The 5,332-nt window shown below is 70.2% G+C and carries 5 protein-coding genes; 3 read left to right on the forward strand and 2 right to left on the reverse strand.

The window, feature by feature from the left end; translation table 11 throughout:
* Positions 1-501: 501 nt before the first annotated feature.
* Both ABZS54_RS42010 and ABZS54_RS42015 read right to left on the reverse strand, forming a co-directional pair.
* The gene (locus tag ABZS54_RS42010; protein ID WP_355548428.1) at positions 502-1,629 is read right to left on the reverse strand and encodes a hypothetical protein; all 1,128 of its coding nucleotides are present in this window, start codon (positions 1,627-1,629) and stop codon (positions 502-504) included.
* A 9-nt stretch (positions 1,630-1,638) separates the two neighbouring features.
* Positions 1,639-2,316 (reverse strand): phosphoglycerate mutase family protein, encoded by a 678-nt coding sequence (locus ABZS54_RS42015; protein ID WP_355548431.1) that lies wholly within the window; start codon positions 2,314-2,316, stop codon positions 1,639-1,641.
* 56 nt (positions 2,317-2,372) lie between these two features.
* On the opposite strand from ABZS54_RS42015, the gene ABZS54_RS42020 reads away from it, so the two are divergent.
* The 3 genes from ABZS54_RS42020 to ABZS54_RS42030 are packed head-to-tail and all read left to right on the forward strand — an operon-like array spanning position 2,373 to position 5,137.
* Positions 2,373-3,314: a phosphotransferase gene (locus ABZS54_RS42020; protein WP_355548434.1), complete on the forward strand. Its 942-nt coding sequence runs from the start codon at positions 2,373-2,375 to the stop codon at positions 3,312-3,314.
* A complete protein-coding gene (locus tag ABZS54_RS42025) occupies positions 3,229-4,323 on the forward strand; it encodes a hypothetical protein (RefSeq protein ID WP_355548437.1) in 1,095 nt (364 codons plus the stop codon). Before ABZS54_RS42020 ends, ABZS54_RS42025 begins: the two co-directional genes overlap by 86 nt.
* A gap of 16 nt (positions 4,324-4,339) precedes the next feature.
* Positions 4,340-5,137 (forward strand): class I SAM-dependent methyltransferase, encoded by a 798-nt coding sequence (locus ABZS54_RS42030; protein ID WP_355548440.1) that lies wholly within the window; start codon positions 4,340-4,342, stop codon positions 5,135-5,137.
* Positions 5,138-5,332: the final 195 nt, after the last annotated feature.

Below are 5,332 nucleotides of genomic sequence, written 5' to 3' on the forward strand. Positions count from 1 at the left end.
CGCACTGGAGTCGGCGCTCCGCGATGTCATCGACCGGCACGAGGTCCTGCGCACGGTGATCGTCGAGGACGACGACGGCGTCCCGCATCAGCAGGGCAGCGGCAGCGGCAAACCAGGAGATCTCGTCCTGATCGATCCGATGGAATTCATGTCTTGCATACCACTTGACGATCCTTGATCCGATCCCCTCACCGCCGACGAGATCGCCACCCGCTACCGGAGCCGAGCCTGGGCATTGCCCTCGGCGACGAACGCCCCATGCGGCGCGGCCTCCTCGTTGGGCACGCGCAAACCGGACGCGAATGATCCGTTTTGCGGGATCTGAGGCGAGAGGCATGATTGTCACCCATTTGCCGTAGCCTGCTGCGATCGTCCGAACGCGTCGCGAAGGGGAGGCGTCGTGGCTGTCGCCAGGGCCGTCGGTGGGGGAGACGGCATCGTCGTCGCGGAGCCGGCCCCCGCTCCCGCACCGCGTGGTTCCACCGTCCGGTGCCGGGTCGGTCATCCGTTCGCGCCGCCCTCGAGCGTCGGCGTCGGGGGGATGACGTGAGGCAGCACGCGGGCGTCCATCAGCCAGCGCATGTCGCCGGCCCGGACCGCTTGCCGCGCCTGCTCGAGGCTCGTGTCCTGCGGTACCGCCGTCCTGGCGAGTGTGGCGCGGCGCAGGAACTTCAGCAGGCCCGCGAGCTGGGCGGCTTGGACGCCGGCCTTCTCGCGCAGCGAGCACAGCGGCAGGAACCAGTTCGCGAACAGGTCCCGGATCTCCGGATCGACGCGGTGCACCCGGTACAGCTTGGCCAGGTGTGTCGTGTCGTCGTACGGGACGCGTCCGTGGACGGCGTACACCAGGCGCGTCCCGTCGTGTCGGGCGAAGTGCCGCCCGTGGGCAGCTATATGGGCGGCGGCACCGAGCGTGGTGGTCATCGCCGCGACGTCGGCGCCGTGCCTTCGGGCCGCGGCCAGGACCGCGATGTGCAGGGCCGCCCGGGGGTCCAGGACCAGGCCGTCCAGGCCGAGCGGGGTCAGGTCGATTCCGTGGTCGCGGGTGCGGGAGAGGATCAGCCGCTCGGGGGCGTTGCCCGCGATGTCCATCAGGTGGGCGGGTGCCCGACCGTGGAAGTCCTCGCGGGTGAGGACGGGTTGGGCGGGGTCGCGGTCGGCGAACAGGTGACGGCCGGTGTGGGCGCGGGTGACGGTGTGTCCGCAGGATCGGCAGGGGTGTGGGCCGGCACCGGTCATGTGCCCGCAGCGCGCGCACAGCCGCACGGGCACCGGGGCGATCGTCAGGACTCCGTCCGCCAGCAGCCGGCCGGTCATCTCCAGCGCGAGTGCGGACACTTCCGGGTCGGTGTCGGTGAGCATGCCGCCCGAGGGTGCGTCGCCCGGCGGGTACTTGGCCGCGATCAGGCGTGCTTCGAGGGCCTGGCGGTCGACCGCCTCGCGGGCGCCGAGCTCACGGTGGCGCAGGTCGCCGGCCAGGGTCGTGGTGTTCCACAGATGCGGCACGGGTGGCGTGCTCAGGACGGTGTTGAGGGCTTCGGCGATGCGTATGCCCACCGCCTTGCCCGGCCGGTCGGCGAAGGTGAAGTCACCGTTTTGGACGGGGCCGTTGAAGAACACGACGCTCATCGGGCTCCCTCAGATGGTCGGCTCGGCACTGCCGGCCGCATGGAACATTCCGCCGCGCAGCTCGTAGCGCAGGATGCCCGCGTTGGGGGTCTTGGCGGTACGGGCCTCCTCCACCAGTTCGGTCACGGGGCGGCGTTCGAGGATCGCGCGCAGGGCGAGGATCGCGGTGTGGTGGGTGACGGCCACGGCCGCCGCCGTGTCGTCCGCGGTGTCGTGGAGGGTGTCGACGAAGGCGGCGGCGCGCCGGTGGACGCCCTTGGCGAGGGATTCGCCGCCCGGACCCGGCGGGGTCCACAGGTGCTTGCGCGCCTGCCGGTCTTCGGTGCCTTCGGGGTGGGTGGCGAACAGCTCGCGCTTGGTCATGTACGTGGCCTCGCCGTAGTGCTGCTCGTTGAGCAGGACGGTCACCCGCGTCCGGCCTTCCCCGAGTGTGGGGAAGGCGATCGCTGCGGTGTCGATCGCCCTGCGGTATTGCGAGGTGAACACGCTCGGTGCCGGGCCCACGAGTTCGGGAAGCGTCTCGGCGAGCCATACGGCCTGCCGGAAACCGCGGGGGGTCAGACCCACGATGTCCCGGGCCAGGGCGTGCGCGGCCGGGCCGGTCCACGGGCGGGGGTCCTGGTAGAAACCCGTGTATTTGGTGGCGTTCTCGGTGGACTCCGCGTGTCGTACGACAGCCAGGATCATGGCGCCGCACGGTACCCACACACACGCGCCTGTCTCAGGAAAAGGAACGGATTCGTATGAGTGAGAGTCAGTGGGAGTTCGTCAAGAACCGCACCGCCGCCGACGGGGCGGTGTGGCGGTCGGCGGACGGGAAGTTCTTCAAGCGGACCGGTGGCGCCGACCTTCGCGAGGAGGCGCGGTTCCAGCGCCGGATCGGCGAACTCGGCTATCCCGTGCCCCACGTCGTGGACGAGGGCACCGAGGACGGCCGGGCGTACTTCGTCGAGGAGTCCCTGGGCGCGGCCTCGCTGCACGACACCGCCCTCGCCGCCACCGGCGGGCAGCCCGCCGTCATGACCGATGAAGTGGTCGACGGCGCGGCCGCGATCGCCGCCCGGCTCCTCACGGCACAGGCCGCCCACCCACAGCCCGCCCCGCCCGGTGCGCTGCGCGGGTGGGTCGAGCGGGCCGGGTTCACCGCCAACGTGTTCGCCGAGAACCCCGACCTCGACACCCCGCGCGTCCGCGCGCTGACCGGCAGGGCCCTGGACCGGCTGGGGTCGGTCCCGCTGGTGTGGTCGCACTTCGACTACGGGCTGCCGAACGCGTTCCCTGCCGGGGTCATCGACTGGCAGCACCACGGCTTGGCGCCGCTGGGGTACGACGTCGTCCCGGCGCTGGAGATCATCGCGTTCAAGGGCGGCAGCAAGGGCTACACCGCCGGCGCCGCCCAACGCGCCCGCTACCTCGCAGCCCTGGACGCGGTGTCCCTCCCCGCCGCGGGCCACCCGGTGAGCGAGCACCTGGGCGAGTTCCTGCTCGTCAAGTCCCTGTTCTTCCTGGCCCTCATGAAGCCGGCCGACCCGACCCGCACCGACAAGCTCCTCAAATGGGACTACCGCCGCCGACTCTTCACGATGGGGCTGGATCAGTATGAGCACTGCGCGACCGTCGACACCGCCGCCTTCCCCACCCTCGACGAGTTCGCCGCTGGGGACCGCGTTACCGGCCATCCGTGACCGCGACTACCTCCTGGACCGGCACGGAGTCGTCTTCAAGGTCATCGGCGACGTCCACCCGGGCAGCCACTACCTCGGCTACGTCAAGTACCACCCGGACGACAAGGGCGACCGGCAACTCTTCGGCCGCACCTACCGACAGAACAGCGTCGTCTCGAAAGCCTTCGGGATCCTGGCCGACCGACCCGAGTGCTACGTCTACTCCCACGCCGTCGGGTGCGTGATCACCGGCGTGCCCCGCGAGGACGTCCTCACTCACTACTCCTGCCGCCAGGCCCTCACCGCCCTGCACCAAGCCCCCGAACTCCTGGACGGCTCACCGGTGGGCAGGGACCTGCTCGCGATCATCGACCGTGCCGTGTCCGCCGGGGCCGCCGACGTCATCGGCGTGACCGGGTCGTTCCTGGTGGGCTGCTTCAACGCCGGCTCCGACATCGATCTCGTCTGCTACGGACCACGCGGACACCAGGCCGCCCGCGAGCTGTTCGCGGATCGCTCCCTGATCCACCCGTACGAGGGCGGCACCCTGACCAAGCTCTACCTGCGGCGGGCCAAGTACATGTCCGGCAGCTCGTTCGACACGCTCATGAAGCAGGAAACCCGCAAGCTCCAAGGGCTCACCGCCGGCGCCGGGGCGCACATCAACTGCGAACCCCTGCGACCCGACGGCGACAAGACGTTCTCCCGGGTCGTCGCCAAGGAGGTCGGGGCGATCAGCGTCATGGCACGGATCACCGACCACACCCAGGGACTGGCGACCCCGGCCCTGTACGGCATCGAGGTGGACACCGTGATCCAGTCCACCGTCGACGAACCCGACGTCTTCGCCCGCCGGATCACCCACCTGCGCTCCTACCTCGGTGCTTACACCGGGGCGTTCCGCGAGGGCGACACCGTGTACCTGTCCGGGAAGCTCGTCCACATGCAGGGCGGCCAACACAGCGGCTTCGGCATCGAACTCACCCCGTGGACCGCCACCGAGTCCTACCTCGCCAACCTCGCCCACTGAACCGGAGGAACCGTCGATGCCTCTCGACTCGAACGAGCCCTTCGCCTCCACGGCGTCCTACTACGCCCGCTACCGGCCGCGGTACCCGAAGGAGCTGTACGCGTCGGTCGCCGAACGGTTCGGCCTGGACGGCACCCAGCACGCTCTCGACCTCGGATGCGGGCCCGGCACCATCGCACTGCCGCTGGCCGCCCTCGTCGACGAGGTGACCGCAGTGGACCCCGAGGCCGGGATGCTGGAGCAGGGCCGCGCATTGGCCGCCCGACAGGGCGTGGCCAACATCCGCTGGACGCTGGGGGACTCCGCCACCCTGCACACCCTGGACCTGCCCCCGCTGGACCTCTGCCTCATGGGCAAGTCGTTCCACTGGATGTCCCGCGACCAGGTCCTGGCCGACCTCGACCAACTGACCACCCGCCAAGGCGGGGTGGTCGTCATCTCCGCCGGGCCGCCCGGCACCACCCCCCTGCCCGGGTGGGCCCACGTCGTCGCCGACGTGCGCGCCTCCTACCTCGGCCCGGTCCGCCGAGCCGGCGACGGCGTCTACCCCGAGCCGCAGGAGACCTACCTCGACACCCTCGCCCGCTCGCCCTTCCCCCGCGTCACGGTTCACCGCTGGGACCAGCACGTGATCCGCACCCTCGACGAACTGATCGGGCTTCAGTACTCCAACTCGTACTCCACCCCGACCCAACTCGGCGACCGCAAAGACGCCTTCGACGACGACCTGCGGAAGGCACTGACCGAGCACGAGCCCTCCGCCCGCTTCGAGGAGACCATCCGCACCGAGGCCCTCGTCGCCACCCGTCTGTAGATCCCGCATCCTCGACCGGGCTCCGTCGTCCACTGCACCCATGCGTGGCCGTACGCCGACGGTGGCTACTTCCACTTCCCGCTCGCCAAGGACGGCGCCCTTACTGAGCTTTGCGGATTGGGTTGTTGTTGGTTTGTCATGTCAGGTCGGTTGCTGCGAGGAAGCCGTTGAGGAGCGCGGGGTGGCGTTGGATGT

This window comes from Embleya sp. NPDC005575 (assembly GCF_040605455.1).
Taxonomy (GTDB): Bacteria; Actinomycetota; Actinomycetes; order Streptomycetales; family Streptomycetaceae; genus Embleya.

Coding starts and splice junctions, on each gene's coding strand:
- ABZS54_RS42030 (WP_355548440.1), top strand. CDS start 4,340: ATGCCTCTCGACTCGAACGAGCCCTTCGCCTCCACGGCGTCCTACTAC.
- ABZS54_RS42025 (WP_355548437.1), top strand. CDS start 3,229: ATGAGCACTGCGCGACCGTCGACACCGCCGCCTTCCCCACCCTCGACG.
- ABZS54_RS42020 (WP_355548434.1), top strand. CDS start 2,373: ATGAGTGAGAGTCAGTGGGAGTTCGTCAAGAACCGCACCGCCGCCGAC.
- ABZS54_RS42010 (WP_355548428.1), bottom strand. CDS start 1,629: ATGAGCGTCGTGTTCTTCAACGGCCCCGTCCAAAACGGTGACTTCACC.
- ABZS54_RS42015 (WP_355548431.1), bottom strand. CDS start 2,316: ATGATCCTGGCTGTCGTACGACACGCGGAGTCCACCGAGAACGCCACC.